Genomic DNA, 14,824 nt, shown 5'->3' with positions numbered 1-14,824 from the left:
CCACGATGCGGCGACCGGGCACACCGCACTTTCGCCGCACTTTCTCACATACTGAGCGCCCGGCTTCCCATTAATAGGGATACCTGCCCAAATGTTGACGCGCTTCGCGCCACGGCCCTAACGTTCGCCCAATGCCATTGGATTCGGCCGCCCGCCCGCGGGTGCAGGCCGACACAGAACACAGGAGACGACCGTGGCCCATTCCGCGTCACGCACGCATGCCAACCCGTCGGCGCAGCCGCAAGCGCACGCCGACACCGTACCCGATTCCGCAGCCCGCACGTCCGCGTCCGCAACCGCCGCCTTCACCGCGCCGCCGAGCCGCAAGCGCCTGATCATCCTGGCGCTGCTGTTCGTCACGGTGGTGATCAACTATCTCGACCGCAGCAACCTGTCGATCGCGGCGCCCGCGTTGTTCAAGGAGTTGAACATCGACCCGGTCCGCGCGGGCCTCGTGTTTTCCGCATTCGGCTGGACCTACGCGCTGATGCAGATCCCGGGCGGCTGGCTCGTCGACAAGGTGTCGCCGCGCGTGCTGTATGCGGGCGCGCTCGCGCTGTGGTCGGCCGCGACGCTGCTGCTCGGTTTTGCCGGCTCGTTCGTCGGGCTAATCGTGCTGCGGCTCGCGGTGGGCGCGCTCGAAGCACCCGCCTATCCGATCAACAACCGCGTGGTCACGACGTGGTTCCCGACCGGCGAGCGTGCCAGCGCGATCGGCGGCTACACGTCGGGGCAGTTCGTCGGCCTCGCGTTCCTCACGCCCGTGCTCGCATGGCTGCAGGTGCATCTCGGCTGGCACATGGTGTTCGTTGCGACCGGGCTCGCCGGCATCGCGTGGGCCGCGATCTGGTACGCGGTGTATCGCGAGCCGCGCGCGTTTCGCGGCGTCAACGCGGCGGAGATCGCGTTGATCCGCGACGGCGGCGGCCTCGTCGATCTCGAGGACCGCATCGCCGCGCGCACCGAACGCACGCCGTCGACGTGGCGCGATCTCGGCATCGTGCTCGGCCGGCGCAAGTTGTGGGGCATCTATCTCGGCCAGTTCGCGCTGAACTCGACGCTGTGGTTCTTCCTCACGTGGTTCCCGACCTACCTCGTCAAGTATCGCGGGATGGACTTCATCAAGTCCGGCTTTCTCGCGTCGCTGCCGTTTCTCGCCGCGTTCGTCGGCGTGCTGTGCTCGGGCGTGCTGTCGGACTGGCTGATGCGGCGCGGCGCATCGCAGGGCTTCGCGCGCAAGCTGCCGATCATCTCGGGGCTGCTGATCTCGACCTGCATCATCGGCGCGAACTATGTCACGTCGACGGGCTGGGTGATCGCATTCATGACGATCGCATTCTTCGGCAACGGCTTCGCGTCGATCACGTGGTCGCTCGTGTCGGGCCTCGCGCCCGCGCGGCTGCTCGGCCTCACGGGCGGCGTGTTCAACCTGATCGGCAACCTGTCCGCGATCGCGACGCCGATCGTGATCGGGTTGCTCGTCGACGGCGCGGACTTCTCGCGCGCGATCACCTACATCGCCGCGATGGCGCTCGCGGGCAGCCTGTCGTATGGGCTGCTGGTCGGCAAGGTCGAACGCATCGACGCATGAGCGGGTGCCGTGCTACGCGGCCAACGCGATCGCCTTGATGTTGAACGCACGCAGCAGGTCCTCGCAGAACGCAGCGACGATCGGCTTCTCGCTCGTGCTGCGCTTCATCGCGAGATGCAGCGGCACGTCGAAGCTGAACGTCGTGCGGCCGACGGCCTTGACGAGCCCGCGCTGCTCGAACGGCTCCGCGTAATGCGCGGGCAGGTAGCCGAGATGCCCGCCCGACAGGATCAGGATCGTCGCGGCCTCGATACTGTCCGCGCTCGCGGTCACGCGCCGCTCCGGCAGCGGATACTGCTCCTCCGGCACCGGATAGGTGCGCCACACCCAGTCGTGCGCCTGCAGGTCATCGGCCGACACCGGCCGCGGCGCATGAAAGAGCGGATGCCCGCGCCCGCAGTACACCACCTGTTCCTCGGTGAACAGCGGCGTGTAGTCGAGCCCCGGCACGCGATGCCAGAAATACCCGATCGCGAGATCGAGCTGGTTGTTGACGAGACTTTCCTCGAGTTCCTGCGGCGACGCGACCTTCATCGAGAACGTGACGGCCTGGTCGCGCTTGCGGAACGCGCCGATCGCGTCGGCGAGGCGCGCGTTCTCGACGAGCGGCGCCTGCCCGATCAGGCCGATCGACAGTGTGCCGACCAGCTTGCGGTCGATGTCGCGCACGCGCGCGACGAACTCGGACGTCGCCGCGACGAGCGTGCGCGCGGTGGCCGCGAAGCGTTCGCCCTTCGACGTCAGGCGAAAGCCGCCGCGCCCGCGATCGCACAGCTTGAAGCCGACGCGCGCTTCCAGCGCGGAGAGCTGCGTGCTGATCGTCGACTGCCGCACACCGAGCGATGCCTCGGCGGCCGTGATGCCGCGTGCGTCGACGACGGCCAGAAAGACCCGGATGAGCCGGAGATCGAGATCGGTGGTATTCGAAAACATGCTTCAAGCCGCTGCGCCTGAGCGCGTTGTCGGGCCGGCGCGATGCCGGCCGTCTGCGCCGATGAACCTGGCCGGACGCGCGCCGTCATCGGCAACCGCACACGCCACACTCGTCGCTCCCGAAAATCGCGCGTCGCTCACATCGGGAAGCCCATCGCCTTGATCCCGTTGATCCACGCGCGCTTCCAGCCGCCTTCGGCATCCGCGCCGTCGAACGCATGGAACGTGATCTTCGCGGCGACCCAGCGCATGGGCTCGGGCGGGATGTAGCTCGGGCTCTGGTTCGCGATGTCGAGCTTGCGCTCCGGGCTGTCGCGATCGAACAGGATGTTCAGCCCCATGAACGCGCCGAACCGGCTCGCCGCGACGCCGAAGCCCGTGTAGCCGGCGACGAACACCGCCTTGTCGCCGAGATAGCGCTTCGCGAACACCGAGCCGCGCGAGCAGTAGTCGATCGGCCCGCCCCATGCGTGCGAGAAGCGCACGTCGCTCAGTTGCGGGAACGTCCGGTAGAACGCTTCCGCGAGCCGGTAGTAGGTTTCGCGCTGGCCGTCCTGGTGCGGTTCGGGATCGCCGTCGAAGTGATAGCTGACCAGCCCGCCGAAGATGATGTTGTTGTGCTTCGTCAGCCGGAAATAGTTGAGCTGCGTGCGCGTGTCGTACACGCCCTGGCGATTCTTCCAGCCGATCCGCGCAAGCTGTTCGTCGGTGAGCGGCTCGGTCGCGAGCACGTGGTCGCGCACCTGCATCACGCGGCGGTTGATGTCGGGGATGCCGACCTTCGCGGTGCCGCTGCCGAACACGACGCGCGGCGCGCGCACGCTGCCTTTCGGCGTCTTCACGACCACCGTGCTGCCTTCGTCGGTCACGGTCGTGAGCGGCGTGTGCTCGTAGAGCTTCACGCCGAGCGACAGCGCCGCGCGCTTGAGCCCCCACGCGAGCTTCGCCGGATGCACGATGCCGCTGCGGTTGCGCGACCACAGCGCGCCCGCGAACAGCGGCGAGTTCAGTTGCTCGAGCGTTTCCTCGCGGTTCAGCAGGACGACGTCATGGCCGTACTCGCGATGCAGGTCGTAGTCGCCCTTCAGGTGCGCGAGGTGCTCGGGATCGACCGCCACCGTCATCTCGCCGTTCCATTCGATGTCGGCGTCGATGTCGTAGCGCTTCAGCGTCTCCTCGAAGCCGTCGAGGTTGTGATGGCCGAATTCCTCGAGTTGCGCGATGTCGTTCGGGAATACGCGCACCGCGTTCGGCAGCCCGTGCATCACCGACGTCGAGATGATTCCGCCCGCGCGGCCCGATGCGCCGTGCGCGACCTTGCCGGCTTCGATCAGCACCACGTTCAGGTGCGGCATCTGCTCCTTCGCCTGCACGGCCGTCCACAGCCCGGTGAAGCCGCCGCCGACGATCAGCAGGTCGGCCGTCACGTCGCCGACGAGCGCCGGCTCGGTAGCCGGTGCGGCCGGGTTGTCCAGCCAGTACGGGAACAGCTTCGTATCCGCGAGCGCCTCGGCGGCGCTCAGTGCAACCGGTGCGCGACGCGGCGCGTGTGCCGGTGCGGCTTGCGTTGCTTCGTTGACTTCCATTTCCATGATCCCATGCCATCCCGCGTGATCGCGGCCCGCGCATGTGTTGCCTGCACGGCGGGCCGAACTCGCCGATTCAATCGATTTCATCGGTTCCGCCGACGGCGACGATCGGCGCATGCACCGCAAGCCGCGATGCGTCCGGTCGGCAGAAACGCGATGGACGTCGCTTGCGGTCGATCGAAAACGCAACCGCCGCCGCCATGCCGTCAACCTGACGACGACGCCACGGCTGCGGTGGCTCACATCACGACTTCTCGAGCAGCACGTAGAACTTCTTCGCGTCCTCGATCGTCTCCCAGCGGCCCGCGAAACCGGCCGGCAGCAGATAGCCCTGGCCCGGCGCGAATTCCTTGCGGTTGCCTTCCACGTCGGTCAGCGCGATCCGGCCCTCGACGAGCCACACCGCTTCGTCCGCCGCGGTTTCGGGGAACTCCACCGAGCCGACCTTGCCTTCCCACCAGCCGACGAGGTAATTGCCGCTCTTGCCTTCCGCCGCGCGCCAGTCGCTTTCGTCCATCCCGAAGTCGAGCTTCGTGAATTCGCCCATGCCTGCGCCCAGCGGCAGGATGTCCTTGATCAGTTTGGTCATTTGAATCTTTCGTCTCTCGATTGAAAAAAGCAGAGACAAAGTTACTCATTTACACTGCCCCGGTATGCCCCCCTTCGGGGGGGACAACGCGCGTTTTCCGGGGCGCGCAAGGTCGCAGGACTCCGTACCGTATTTCCCCTTAATGACGTTTGCCGTTGCAACCGCTACAATCCGGCCCGCTTTTCACCGGGGAACCGCATGCTGCTCAACGTGAACCCCTTCCATCGCGCCACCGACCACTTCAACGTGTCGTTCAAGGCGCTGGGCGAGCTGATCGAGACGGTCGGCACGCCGCACTTCGTGCCGCGCCTCACGCAACTGCTCAACGAAGTGGTGCCGCTCGACGTTGCGCACGTCGAACGCTCGCGCGTCGACGGCACCATGCCCACCGGCTATCGCTGCGAATGGATCGGCAGCAGCGGCATCGGCACCGAGACCGCCGAAATCTCCGACGTGATGACGCTCTACTACGAGCGCTTTCTCGACAGCGACCCGCTGTTCGCGGGGCTGCGCGGCAAGACGGGCACGATGCTCGTCGTGCGCGACATCGCGGCGATCCCGCCCGGCGAATTCCGCCAGCGGATATTCGACGACGTGCATATCGGCCACGAATGCGTGCTCGCGCGCGGCACCCGCTATGCGCAGCATTCGATCGCGCTGGAACGCGGCCGCGACCGACCGCCGTTCACGCTCGCCGAGATGAACCGCTTTCGCAGCATCAGCGACGTGCTGTTCCCCCTGCTCGAACTGCATGCGTCGACCACCGCCGCGCGGCGCATCGCGCATCCGACGCCCGAAGTGCATCCGCTCGCGCAGTTCGATGCGCGGATCGCGGCCGACGGCGTGAAGCTGTCGAAGCGCGAATACGAAACCTGCAAGCACCTGATCTCCGGCAAGACCGTGCCGGAGACCGCCGATATCCTGGGCGTGCGCGTCGCGTCGGCCGAGTCGTACGTCAAGCGCGCGTTCGCGAAGCTCGGCGTGCGCACGAAGCGCGAGCTCGCCGCATGGGGCTCGGCCGCGCCGGCGTTTCCTGCCGCCACGGCGCATGACGACGACGACGACGCGCCGCCCGCCGTCGCCGGCTGAACGCCTGCGCTGATGGTTGCGCCGCGTCGATGCGGCGGCGCCACTCGCATCGAGATCCGTCGATGTAAACGTTGCGACTTCAAAATCTTCGCGCTCGCGTTCTCCTCTACCATCGGCCGATCGTTTTTCACCGGAAAGAGGAGACGGCCCCATGCACCGCGAACTGAACCAGCCGATGGGCGGCAACGAGATGCCGCGCTTTGGCGGCATCGCCACGATGATGCGCCTGCCGCAGGCCGACACGACCGACGGCCTCGACGTGTGCTTCGTCGGCGTGCCGCTCGACCTCGGTACGTCCAACCGCTCGGGTTCGCGCTTCGGCCCGCGCCAGATCCGCACCGAATCCGTGCTGCTGCGCCCGTACAACATGGCCACGCGCGCCGCGCCGTTCGATTCGCTGCAGGTCGCCGACATCGGCGACGTCGCGACCAACCCGTACGACCTGAAGGATTCGGTGCGCCGCATCGAAAAGGCCTACGACGAGATCGTCGCGAACGGCTGCCGGCCGATCACGCTCGGCGGCGACCACACGATCGCGTGGCCGATCCTGCGCGCGCTGCACCGGAAGTACGGCAAGGTCGCCGTGGTGCACGTCGACGCGCACGCGGACGTGAACGACACGATGTTCGGCGAGAAGATCGCGCACGGCACGCCGTTTCGCCGCGCGGTGGAGGACGGCCTGCTGCAATGCGACAAGGTCACGCAGATCGGCCTGCGCGGCACCGGCTACGCGGCCGAGGATTTCGACTGGTGCCGCCAGCAGGGTTTCACCGTCGTGCAGGCGGAAGCATGCTGGAACAGGTCGCTCGCGCCGCTGATGGCGCAGGTGCGCGAGCGCATCGGCGACACGCCGGTCTATCTCAGCTTCGACATCGACGGCCTCGACCCGTCGTTCGCGCCCGGCACCGGCACGCCGGAAATCGGCGGCCTGTCGGTGCAGCAGGGTCTCGAGATCATTCGCGGGATGAAGGGGCTGAACATCGTCGGTGCGGATCTCGTCGAAGTGTCGCCGCCGTACGATCCGACCGGCACCACCGCGCTCGTCGGCGCGAACCTCGCGTTCGAGATGCTCTGCGTGATGCCGGGCGTCGCCTACCGCTGATTCGATAATCCGCCAATCCGTTCGACAGGAAAACCGTCATGTCCACCGCTGAGCTTTCCCCTTCCGCCGCGACGCTCGTGCTGCCCGCCGCGCGCATTGCCGGTCAGCCCGTGCGCACGCATTCCGACGAAGCTGGCGCGCCGATCTTCAATGCCTCGACCGGCGAGACGATCGGCTGGCAGGAATTCGCGAGCGCCGCACACGTCGACGCCGCGGTCCGCGCCGCGCGCGACGCGCTCGCGAACTGGCGCGGCACGCCGCCCGCCGAGCGCGGCCGCCTGCTCGCGAAGATCGCCGAGTGCGTCGAAGCCAACCGCGAGCGCCTCGCGGCGCTGCAGATGCGGGTGAGCGGCAAGCCGCCGTTCGAGGCCGACGCCGACGTCGGCGACGTCGCCGCGACGTTCGCGTACTACGCGCAGCTGTGCGACGACCCGGCGCTGTTCGCGCCCGAGCCGGTCGCGCTGCCGAGCGACGCCGTCGCGGCCGAGCGCTTCTACGACGCGGTCGGCGTCGCCGCGCTGATCGTGCCGTGGAACTTCCCGATGGTCACGACCGCGTGGAAGCTCGCGCCGGCGCTCGCGGCCGGCTGTACGGTCGTGCTCAAGCCGTCCGAACTGACGTCGCCGGCCGAACACGCGCTGCTCGACCTGATCGCCGAAGCCGGCGTGCCGGACGGCGTCGTCAACGTCGTGAACGGCGGTGCCGAAGTCGGCGCGGCGCTGACCGCGCATCCGCTGATCGACAAGATCTCGTTTACCGGCAGCACGGCTGCCGGGCGCAAGGTCATGCAGGCCGCGGCCGAGGACATGAAGCGCGTGACGCTCGAACTCGGCGGCAAGTCGTCGCTGATCGTGCGCGACGATGCCGATCTCGACGTCGCGGTGTCGCTCGCCGTCGCCGGCGCGTTCACGAACGCCGGCCAGATGTGCTCGGCCACCGCACGCATCCTCGTGCACGACAGCCTCTACCGCAGCTTCATGGCCGCATTCGAGACGGCCGTGCGCGCGCTCGTCGTCGCGCCGCCCGCCACCGGGCAGGTCGGGATGGGGCCGATGATCTCGGCCGAGCAGCGCGCACGCGTCGACGCGATGCTGGAGCAAGGCATCGCGGCCGGTGCGCGCGTCGCGTTCAGCGGGCGCGTCGCCGAGGCCGGCGGCAACGGCTTCTTCATGGCGCCCGTCGTGATCGCGGAACCGGCCGCCGACAACCTGCTGTGGACCGACGAAGTGTTCGGCCCGGTCGCGTGCGTGAAGTCGTTCCGCACCGACGACGAGGCGATCGCGCTCGCGAACGACACGCGCTACGGGCTCGTCGCGACCGTCGTGACGCGCGATGCACAAATCGCGAAGCAGTTCCAGGCGCGCGTGCGCGCCGGGCTCGTGTGGATCAACGCGCCGCAGCTCATCTATCCGCAGGTGTGCTGGGGTGGCTTCGGGCTCAGCGGGATCGGCCGCGAACTCGGCGTGACGGGCCTGCGCAGCTACCAGGAACTGCGCCACGCGATGCGCGCGATCGATTGACCCGTGCGGCCGGCCAGGCCGCTGGCGACGCCGTGCCCGGTCGGGCGGCGTCGCGCACGACCGACGCGGGCCGGTGCGGCCATCGCGCGCTTGGGTCTGCCTCGACCGTCTGCTATACATCAAGACGTTGCCCCGCGAGAGGTGCCCATGCCGCTCGTCATCCAACCTGCAAGCGCCGACAAACTGGCGTGCGCCGAAGCGCTGGTCGTACACAGCATCAACGACCTGACCGTCCGCCACGGTTTCGGACCGGTCGCGACGTCGCGACCGCCGGATTTCCAGGCATTCTGCCTTCGAGACGATCCGCGCGGCGTGTGGCTGGCCGAGGACGGCGGCGAGATCGTCGGCTTTGCCCTGAGCTGGGTATGCGATCGGCTCTGGTTCCTTGCCGAACTGTTCGTCGCCCCCGGCCGTCAGGGACAGGGCATCGGCGACGCATTGCTGGAGCGCACCCTCCAGCATGCAAGCGCGGCCGGCGCGACCGAAAAGAGCCTGATCACCTTCGCGTTCAACGTCGTTTCCCAGGGGCTGTATGTGCGTCACGGCCTGCTTCCGCGGGTGCCGATCCATTTGTGCAGCGCCGCGCGCGACGCGCTGGCGCGCCACGCGCCCGGTCCCGCGCTGTGCACGACACCGATCCGGATGACCGGCGACGATCTCGACATGCTGCGGCGAATCGATCTCGCCACGCTGGGTGTTTCGCGAGAGAAACATCATCGGTACCTGGCGGCCGATCCGACGATGCAACGCGTGTTCCTCGAAGACGGAGGCGAGCGTGTCGGTTACGCGTATGTTGCCGCCACAGGCCACATCGGTCCGCTGGCGGTCATGCACGCACATGCGATGCCCGATGCATTCCGTGCGGCACTGGCGCTGGCCGTCGCGGGCGACGCGACGCAGGTCTCCGCGTTCGTTCCCGGAACGAGCGATGCACTGGCAATCGCGGCCAGCCGGTGCATGCGATTCACGCTTCCGATGGTGTCGATGTCCACGCACGACTGCAGCGACTGGACGCGCTATCTCCCGCGGAATCCGGGCTTCATGTGAGACCGCCGCGCGCGGCGCCGTCAGTATCGATGTGCGGCCGCCTCGGCCGCGGTATCGTGGTACTCGGCAAACGTCGCGATCTTCCCGCCTTCGATCGTGAACAGGTGCACCCAGTCGTCCTCGTACGTGCGCCCGGTCGAAAGGACTTGCCAGCGCTGCGTGCCGAGCACGACGACCCGGTTGCCGCTGGCGATGAACTCGAGCGGCTCGAACCGTTCCGCGGTCTGCGTCGACGCCAGTGCCGCGAAGAATTCCGCGACCTCCCGCGGCCCTTGTCTCCTGCCGACGAACGGAACGACGTCGGGCGGCCCCGGGATGAACCAGTCGATGTTTTCGGACAGCGTCTGCAGGACGCCGCCGATATCACCCCTGCCGAACGCCGCGTACGCTTGCTGCACCAGTTGCACGTTGCCTTGCTCGCTCATCGCGCCCTCCCGCCATCGCCGGTTCGCCGCGTTGCGGCGCGGAAATCCGGCCGCAGACAATTCAGCATAGTCGAACCGCGGGACGGCACGCACCGGGTTCGCGAACAATCGGGTCGAGTGGATTGGGTATGAGCAATGCGCGGTACCGCTATCCTGCCGCCACGATCACATGCGCCTGAATCTTGCCGACCACCGGCCCGTCGCCATGGCGGGCGGCAATGGCCTCGGTCGCGCGGTCCACCGCCAGTTGAAGCACGCCGGCATCGCGCGCGACGATTTCGTCGTACAACGGCGTTCCCACGCAATAAGCGGTGGCGGCATCGCGTGCCGAGGCCGCGCAACTGGTCTTCTCGCGCGTCGCGATGTCCACGTCGGCAAAACCCGCGCGGCGCAGTTCCTCGCGGATCAGCGCGATATCGTGATAGCCGTGCGGCGTGCGGGCGAGAAATCGCGGCGGGTCGTGCGGAAACAGCACCGCGACGGCGTGGGTGATTTCATCGGCAAAGACGTTTTCCTCGATGCGGTCCCAGACACTGAAGACGAAGCGCCCGCCTGGCCCCAGCACACGCCTCGCCTCGGCATAGCCGGCGACCCGGTCGGGAAAGAACATCGCGCCGAACTGACAGCAGACGACGTCGAACGACGCATCGTCGAACGGCAGGTCGAGTGCGTCGGCCTGCCGCCATTCGATACGGCTGTCGGGCTCCTGTCTGGTGACGGCATAGTCGAGCATCGGCTGGTTGAGGTCGGTCACCGCGTAGCGCACACCAGGGCCGAGTCGCGCCGCGAGCGCCCGCGTCAGCGCGCCGCTGCCGGCGGCCGTTTCGAGCACCGAGCGGGGCGAGAAGGCGGCGACGCGCTCCGCCAGGTCGGCCGCATAGGCCGCGAAGATCAGCGGAACCATCAGCGTGTCGTAGAACGCCGGAATCGAGCCCGCGAACACCTTGTCGCGATCGGTCATCACGCCCCCTTGCAAGCGTCGAGTGACGCGTTTGCGCATCCGTTGCGGGTCACGCCAGCGCATGCCGGCACGCTTTCGACATGCTCGTCCTTGGGCGGCCGGCATGGCGGCCGCGCCTGCCGGAACAGGACAGGCTTCACACATGATAGGCGCTGGAACCGGCGAACGGCGGAGGCGGCAGATGCATGTCCAAGGTCGCGTTTTCCGGGTCGAAAACGCGCAACGGCAACGGGCCGATCAGCGACATCGATCGAAATCCGCGAAACGCGTTCGCTGCGTCATCGCTATATCCCATAGAATATATCGCCATCTGCACCACCGGAGAAACGCCATGCCCCTCACGCCGACGGACCGCGCCCCGCTGTGCACCGCACGCGCCCCGACGCCGACACTGACGCGCAAGATCAGCACGCTGCGACCGTTGCCGAGCGACGGTCGCGCGCAGCAGGTCACGGATGTCGTCGATGCGTTCCGGCGCCTGCGCGGCAGCGTCATGCGCTTCATCCGGGTGTTCTCTGCCGCGACGGACGACACGCTGCCTGCGTTGAGCCTGCGCGACCTGCTGGCGATGCTCGAGCGAGACGCACGAGCCGCCCGCTTCACGCGGCTGTCCGACCTCGAACGCGCGATCGGGCTGGCACACGACCTCGAACGCACGCGCGACGACGTGTTCTCCGACGCGTTCAGCAACGACCCCGCCGCGATGTGCGACACGGTGGCCGCGCTGGAGCGCGTCGACGTGCTGCTGGTCGGACTGTGCGTCGAACACGTGATCGAACGTCACATGCCCGCATCGCGCCCGGAAGCCGCCGTCCTCTGCTGAGCCGCGAAGCGCGTATTTCCCCGGCATTTCGTGCGTCTACGTCTGCGGCCGGCTCGGGTCGAACCGCGCGATCCGGCGGATCGTCGAGACGGCAAGCGGCGGGCGGCGGGCGGCGGGCGGCGAACTGACGTTGCACGACGGCAAGGGCCTGCCGGCCGTCGCCCTGCCGAGCGCGAACATGGTGGTGTTCCCGGTCGACTGCGTCGACCACGATTCGGTGAACCTGCTCAAGCGCAAGTGCGAACGCCAGCAGATCGCGTACTACCCGCTGCGGACCGCGAGCGTCGCCAGTTTCGTCGAACTGATCGGGCGGCTCGATGCGCATGCGCGCGAGATCATGCCGCCGGATGCGCAGACGGGCGAAGCATCGCGCTTCTGCCTGCGGCATGGTTAGGCCGCACGCCGGCAATGCCCCGACAGCACGAGCCTCAGCGGCGCACCATTTTGGTCAGCGCGGCGATCTCGCCCGCACAAGCCGCATAAGCGCGTGCCTCGATGTCGCGATAGAGCCGGATGATTTCTTCGCCGACCGGCGTGAGCACGCTGCCGCCACCGCTCTGGCCACCGTGCTCGGAAACCGTCGCGGGGGACTTCAGCGACCGGTTCAGCTCGTCCATCAGCAGCCACGCGCGCCGGTATGACATCTCGAGGCTGCGCGCCGCCGCCGAAATCGATCCGTGCTCGCGCACGGCCTCGAGCAGCGCGACTTTGCCCGGCCCGAGCGCGATCGTGTCAGCCTGCTGGATGCGCATTCTGAACCGCACCTCTGGCTTGGGGTGTGCCGAAGTCTTCATGTTTTTCCGCCGGTTAAACGATGCGGGCAAGCATACACGACGGCTGGCGCGGCAAAACCAGCATGCGGCGGCGGCGGCTCAGACCTCGAGCACGCGTGCGACGATCCCCGCCAGTCGCTTCACGTGACGCGGCGCGGGCAGCACGTCCGCGCCGGAAAACAGCAGCGGTGCGCCATCGTCGATCGACAGCGGTGCATCGCCGCATTCGTACGCGACGATCACGCGCTCGCCGACGGGCGTGTTGAACAGTTCGTGCCATGAGAACGTGACCGCGTAGCCGTCGTGCGCATACGCGATGAACACCATCCGCTTGAAGTCGCCCGGCATGTCGTTGCGCAGCCCGGCTGCCTCGATGAGATCCTTCAGCCGCGCGCCGCGATACGGTCGAACCGCGCGGATGAAGCGGTTCGTCGTGAAGCAGCGCAGGTCGAACGGCTCGGCGCTCACGCACGCGTGGCGGCGCAGGTCGTCGAGCGTCAGCGTCGTCGGCCGCTCGAAGGCGCCCGCGAGCGCGATCGAACCCGCTGTCTCCTCCTGATGCGCCGAGCGCGCTGTCGTGCCTGTCATCTCCATCGTCCGCCTCCGGTGTATCGGTCCATATATTACGTTGGGAAACGTCCGCAACACGGAATGCAGACGCCATGCGCGGGATCACGGCACCCGATCGCGCGCGGCTCGACGCCTTGCGTCAGGACAGCACGATGTTCCTGATGACCTTCCTGATGCTCTTGTAGCTGTCCACCGATTCCGCCTTCTGGTCCGTCACGAGCGTGCCGATCCGCGCGGGTTCGCAAAAGCCGATCCGGCTGTTCGTGCCCAGCTTGCTGAAGTCGGCCAGGATCGCGACGTCCGCCGCGTTGGCCACCATCGCTCGCGCGACTTCCGTTTCCATCCGGTCGTAGTTCGTCGCGCCGCGCACGTGGTCGACGCCGACCGGCGACAGCAACGCCAGATCGGCGCGATAGCGGAAGATCTCGGCGATCGTCCCGTCGCCGACCGTCGCGGCCGCGCGACTGCCGATCATCCCGCCGAGCAGGATCGTTTCGTTCCTCGCCTGCCCGGGGTCGCTCGAGCGCAGCTTCAGCGCGACGTCGATCGAGTTCGTGATGACCGTGAGGCCCGACAGCTTCGCCAGTTCCTCGGCCAGCAGCGTGGTGGTCGTGCCCGCGTCGATGAACAGCGTTTGCGAGCCCGTGACGAGCCGCGCCGCGGCGCGCGCGATCGCCTGCTTCGCCTTCACGTGCGTCTGCGCGCGTTCGGCGATCGGCGCTTCGTCGCCCACCTGCACCGCGCCGCCGTGCACGCGCTTCAGTTCCCCCATCGCCTCGAGATCGACGAGATCGCGGCGCACGGTTTCCCGCGATACGTTCAGGTCGGCCATGATCCGGTCGGTGGAGACGCGCTGCATCTTCGATAACAGAAGCCGAATCCTCTGATATCGCTCTTCTTGCCACATGAAATGTCCTCGGAAATGAACGCCAATGGTATTCGAACCGCAGCTACGCGGCGCTTTCCTCCATCTTTTTGATGCCGACGAGGGTCTGCAGGGATTGACGGACCGCCTGGCATTCGTGGCTCGTCATCTTCGAGAACACCACATGAATCCGGTCGTCGTCCGGCGTCGCGTCGTCCTGCTCGATGATGAACTGGACGATGCGCGCCTGGTCGATCCCGGGCATCGCCTGCAGCGACGTCAGCTTCACCGCGCCGCGGCTCGCGAGGATGCGCACGCCCCAGCGCTGCCGCGCGGCGAAGAAGCGTTTCTCGATCGGCTTGAGGCCGGCGAGGATCGTCAGCACGATCGCCGTCGCGGCGATCGCGGCGACGTACATGCCGCCGCCCACCGCCAGTCCGACCGCCGCGACGACCCACAGGCTCGCCGCCGTCGTCAGCCCGCGGATGATCTCGCCGCGCAGCATGATCGACCCGGCACCGAGAAAGCCGATGCCCGACACGACCTGCGCGGCGACCCGCGACGGATCGAGCGACACGTTCTTCGCGTTCTGGATATCCGCGAAGCCGAACGCGGACACGACCATCACGAGCGCCGCGCCGACCGCCACCAGCATGTGCGTGCGCAGCCCCGCCGCCCACGACAGCCGCTCGCGCTCGATGCCGATGATGCTGCCGAGCAATGCGGCCAGCAACAGGCGGGAAATGATTTCCATCTGACTGATCATGCGAGGTCTCCTTCCTTTAACCGACTTGATGACACGCGGTCCGCCCGGACCGCCGCCCGACTTCGTCTGCTTTCGAATGCCTGACGAACCGCACACGTCGCAAGTTGTATTTTTGTGCGAACTTGCGAATTTGTGCGTTCTAATATACGTTACGAAAAACCACACAGCTAGACCCAAGTTC

General features: G+C 67.5%; 15 protein-coding genes and 1 pseudogene. 7 read left to right on the top strand and 9 right to left on the bottom strand.

All coding sequences use genetic code 11. The features are described from left to right. Positions 1 to 193: 193 nt before the first annotated feature. Positions 194 to 1,591: an MFS transporter gene (locus tag AC1Z3W_RS03020; RefSeq protein WP_057926373.1), complete on the top strand. Its 1,398-nt coding sequence runs from the start codon at positions 194 to 196 to the stop codon at positions 1,589 to 1,591. A gap of 12 nt (positions 1,592 to 1,603) precedes the next feature. Here the strand turns inward: AC1Z3W_RS03020 and AC1Z3W_RS03015 are convergent, their stop codons facing one another. The 3 genes from AC1Z3W_RS03015 to AC1Z3W_RS03005 form a co-directional block, all read right to left on the bottom strand. Further along, positions 1,604 to 2,524, bottom strand: coding sequence for a LysR family transcriptional regulator (locus AC1Z3W_RS03015; protein ID WP_057926372.1), 921 nt, complete (start codon positions 2,522 to 2,524; stop codon positions 1,604 to 1,606). A gap of 137 nt (positions 2,525 to 2,661) precedes the next feature. Then, positions 2,662 to 4,116: an NAD(P)/FAD-dependent oxidoreductase gene (locus tag AC1Z3W_RS03010; protein ID WP_483506951.1), complete on the bottom strand. Its 1,455-nt coding sequence runs from the start codon at positions 4,114 to 4,116 to the stop codon at positions 2,662 to 2,664. A 241-nt stretch (positions 4,117 to 4,357) separates the two neighbouring features. Beyond that, positions 4,358 to 4,702 carry a cupin domain-containing protein gene (locus tag AC1Z3W_RS03005; protein ID WP_057926370.1) on the bottom strand — a complete coding sequence of 115 codons (345 nt, stop codon included), beginning with the start codon at positions 4,700 to 4,702 and terminating at the stop codon, positions 4,358 to 4,360. 198 nt (positions 4,703 to 4,900) lie between these two features. On the opposite strand from AC1Z3W_RS03005, the gene AC1Z3W_RS03000 reads away from it, so the two are divergent. The 4 genes from AC1Z3W_RS03000 to AC1Z3W_RS02985 all read left to right on the top strand — a co-directional run bounded on the left by AC1Z3W_RS03000 (position 4,901) and on the right by AC1Z3W_RS02985 (position 9,460). Further along, positions 4,901 to 5,791: a helix-turn-helix transcriptional regulator gene (locus tag AC1Z3W_RS03000; protein ID WP_483506949.1), complete on the top strand. Its 891-nt coding sequence runs from the start codon at positions 4,901 to 4,903 to the stop codon at positions 5,789 to 5,791. Positions 5,792 to 5,942: 151 nt separating this feature from the next. Continuing rightward, complete coding sequence (gene speB, locus AC1Z3W_RS02995) at positions 5,943 to 6,893, top strand: agmatinase (RefSeq protein WP_483506947.1); 951 nt, start codon at positions 5,943 to 5,945, stop codon at positions 6,891 to 6,893. Between the two features lie 38 nt (positions 6,894 to 6,931). Then, positions 6,932 to 8,413, top strand: coding sequence for an aldehyde dehydrogenase family protein (locus AC1Z3W_RS02990; protein WP_057926367.1), 1,482 nt, complete (start codon positions 6,932 to 6,934; stop codon positions 8,411 to 8,413). Positions 8,414 to 8,416: 3 nt separating this feature from the next. Next, entirely contained in the window at positions 8,417 to 9,460 is a 1,044-nt protein-coding gene (locus AC1Z3W_RS02985; protein WP_483506944.1) for a GNAT family N-acetyltransferase, read from the top strand. Positions 9,461 to 9,480: 20 nt separating this feature from the next. On the opposite strand, the gene AC1Z3W_RS02980 is transcribed toward AC1Z3W_RS02985, so the two are convergent. Both AC1Z3W_RS02980 and AC1Z3W_RS02975 read right to left on the bottom strand, forming a co-directional pair. Next, entirely contained in the window at positions 9,481 to 9,885 is a 405-nt protein-coding gene (locus AC1Z3W_RS02980; RefSeq protein WP_057926454.1) for a nuclear transport factor 2 family protein, read from the bottom strand. Between the two features lie 148 nt (positions 9,886 to 10,033). Further along, positions 10,034 to 10,846: a class I SAM-dependent methyltransferase gene (locus AC1Z3W_RS02975; RefSeq protein ID WP_483506942.1), complete on the bottom strand. Its 813-nt coding sequence runs from the start codon at positions 10,844 to 10,846 to the stop codon at positions 10,034 to 10,036. Between the two features lie 331 nt (positions 10,847 to 11,177). Here AC1Z3W_RS02975 and AC1Z3W_RS02970 point away from each other — a divergent pair, with 331 nt between their 5' ends. Both AC1Z3W_RS02970 and AC1Z3W_RS02965 read left to right on the top strand, forming a co-directional pair. Beyond that, a complete protein-coding gene (locus AC1Z3W_RS02970; RefSeq protein ID WP_124833934.1) occupies positions 11,178 to 11,669 on the top strand; it encodes a hypothetical protein in 492 nt (163 codons plus the stop codon). Between the two features lie 22 nt (positions 11,670 to 11,691). After that, positions 11,692 to 12,063, top strand: a pseudogene (locus AC1Z3W_RS02965) (DUF2325 domain-containing protein); the annotation flags it as partial. A 34-nt stretch (positions 12,064 to 12,097) separates the two neighbouring features. Here the strand turns inward: AC1Z3W_RS02965 and AC1Z3W_RS02960 are convergent. The 4 genes from AC1Z3W_RS02960 to AC1Z3W_RS02945 all read right to left on the bottom strand — a co-directional run bounded on the left by AC1Z3W_RS02960 (position 12,098) and on the right by AC1Z3W_RS02945 (position 14,643). Next, positions 12,098 to 12,421, bottom strand: a complete 324-nt coding sequence (locus AC1Z3W_RS02960; RefSeq protein WP_057926362.1) for a winged helix-turn-helix domain-containing protein — start codon at positions 12,419 to 12,421, stop codon at positions 12,098 to 12,100. Positions 12,422 to 12,541: 120 nt separating this feature from the next. Next, the gene (locus AC1Z3W_RS02955; RefSeq protein WP_057926361.1) at positions 12,542 to 13,036 is read right to left on the bottom strand and encodes a molybdopterin-dependent oxidoreductase; all 495 of its coding nucleotides are present in this window, start codon (positions 13,034 to 13,036) and stop codon (positions 12,542 to 12,544) included. A 115-nt stretch (positions 13,037 to 13,151) separates the two neighbouring features. Continuing rightward, a complete protein-coding gene (locus tag AC1Z3W_RS02950; protein WP_057926360.1) occupies positions 13,152 to 13,919 on the bottom strand; it encodes a DeoR/GlpR family DNA-binding transcription regulator in 768 nt (255 codons plus the stop codon). 43 nt (positions 13,920 to 13,962) lie between these two features. Further along, positions 13,963 to 14,643 carry an MgtC/SapB family protein gene (locus tag AC1Z3W_RS02945; RefSeq protein WP_483506940.1) on the bottom strand — a complete coding sequence of 227 codons (681 nt, stop codon included), beginning with the start codon at positions 14,641 to 14,643 and terminating at the stop codon, positions 13,963 to 13,965. Between the last annotated feature and the right edge of the window lie 181 nt (positions 14,644 to 14,824).

The sequence above is a fragment of the Burkholderia sp. 10_S31 genome, assembly GCF_056930375.1.
Note: the sequence above shows the minus strand (reverse complement) of the source record. Positions and strands in the feature narration are given on the sequence as shown.

Coding starts and splice junctions, on each gene's coding strand:
- AC1Z3W_RS02975 (WP_483506942.1), bottom strand. CDS start 10,846: ATGACCGATCGCGACAAGGTGTTCGCGGGCTCGATTCCGGCGTTCTAC.
- speB (WP_483506947.1), top strand. CDS start 5,943: ATGCACCGCGAACTGAACCAGCCGATGGGCGGCAACGAGATGCCGCGC.
- AC1Z3W_RS03005 (WP_057926370.1), bottom strand. CDS start 4,702: ATGACCAAACTGATCAAGGACATCCTGCCGCTGGGCGCAGGCATGGGC.
- AC1Z3W_RS03015 (WP_057926372.1), bottom strand. CDS start 2,524: ATGTTTTCGAATACCACCGATCTCGATCTCCGGCTCATCCGGGTCTTT.
- AC1Z3W_RS02955 (WP_057926361.1), bottom strand. CDS start 13,036: ATGGAGATGACAGGCACGACAGCGCGCTCGGCGCATCAGGAGGAGACA.
- AC1Z3W_RS02950 (WP_057926360.1), bottom strand. CDS start 13,919: ATGTGGCAAGAAGAGCGATATCAGAGGATTCGGCTTCTGTTATCGAAG.
- AC1Z3W_RS02945 (WP_483506940.1), bottom strand. CDS start 14,643: ATGATCAGTCAGATGGAAATCATTTCCCGCCTGTTGCTGGCCGCATTG.
- AC1Z3W_RS03010 (WP_483506951.1), bottom strand. CDS start 4,116: ATGGAAATGGAAGTCAACGAAGCAACGCAAGCCGCACCGGCACACGCG.
- AC1Z3W_RS03000 (WP_483506949.1), top strand. CDS start 4,901: ATGCTGCTCAACGTGAACCCCTTCCATCGCGCCACCGACCACTTCAAC.
- AC1Z3W_RS02980 (WP_057926454.1), bottom strand. CDS start 9,885: ATGAGCGAGCAAGGCAACGTGCAACTGGTGCAGCAAGCGTACGCGGCG.
- AC1Z3W_RS02990 (WP_057926367.1), top strand. CDS start 6,932: ATGTCCACCGCTGAGCTTTCCCCTTCCGCCGCGACGCTCGTGCTGCCC.
- AC1Z3W_RS02960 (WP_057926362.1), bottom strand. CDS start 12,421: ATGCGCATCCAGCAGGCTGACACGATCGCGCTCGGGCCGGGCAAAGTC.
- AC1Z3W_RS02970 (WP_124833934.1), top strand. CDS start 11,178: ATGCCCCTCACGCCGACGGACCGCGCCCCGCTGTGCACCGCACGCGCC.